The sequence below is a fragment of the Brachyspira catarrhinii genome, assembly GCF_005518285.1.
Classification (GTDB): domain Bacteria; phylum Spirochaetota; class Brachyspiria; order Brachyspirales; family Brachyspiraceae; genus Brachyspira; species Brachyspira catarrhinii.
In genome coordinates this window covers 1-785 of record NZ_SJDU01000662.1, presented here as the reverse complement: position 1 = coordinate 785, position 785 = coordinate 1, and the positions used below count along the sequence as shown (strand labels likewise).

At 36.1% G+C, this 785-nt stretch carries 1 protein-coding gene; it reads right to left on the bottom strand.

Translation table 11 applies throughout. From position 1 onward, the window contains the following. Positions 1–146 precede the first annotated feature (146 nt). The coding region (locus tag EZH24_RS12920) for an ABC transporter substrate-binding protein (RefSeq protein ID WP_137999432.1) at positions 147–785 on the bottom strand (639 nt) is incomplete at its 5' end.

Below are 785 nucleotides of genomic sequence, written 5' to 3'. Positions count from 1 at the left end.
TCCGATTTGAAAATCCAAAACCTTAAAAGTTATATAAACTCCGAGAGTCATTATTCCCCAAATTATTCCTTGAGAAGCCGCTCCTTGAATAGCGAGAAAAATTCCTTCAAACATTAATTAATAATCCTTATTTTTAGAAATTTTAATTATTGATTATACAAAGATTCTGGAATAGTCAAACCAATAGCTTCGACCATATTCGTATTGACAATCAAATCAAATTTTTGCAAATATTCTATCGGCATTTCCGCTGGATTTTTTTCGCCTTTCAAAATAGAAACCGCTTGAATCGAAGTTAATTTTCCAAGCTCATAATAACTTATTCCGTAAGTAGCCGTTCCGCCGAGCATAGTCATTCCTCCTTCGCCGCAAACTACGGGAAGTTTGGCTGGTTCTGCGACTAAAGCTACGGTAGCCATTCCCGCCGCAATCATATTGTCTGTAGGAGTATAAACTGCTTCAACTTTTCCGATTGCACTTTGCAAAACTTGTTGAATTTCGTTAGGATTTGAAACGGTTAAATCGATATGTTTTATTCCCATAGAATCCAATTTTCTTTTAGCCATATTTATTTGAAATACGGAATTTTGTTCACTCGAGCAGTATAAAAGTCCGACAGTTTTTATATTAGGAGTAATTTCCGTTAGTAATTCTATTTGAGATTCGACTGGAGTTAAATCGGAAGTTCCCGTAACATTTCCTCCTGGCACATTATTGTCGGCAACCAATTTTGAATCGGCAGGGTCGGTAACAGCGGTTATAAGTATCGGTATATCTTTAGTCAT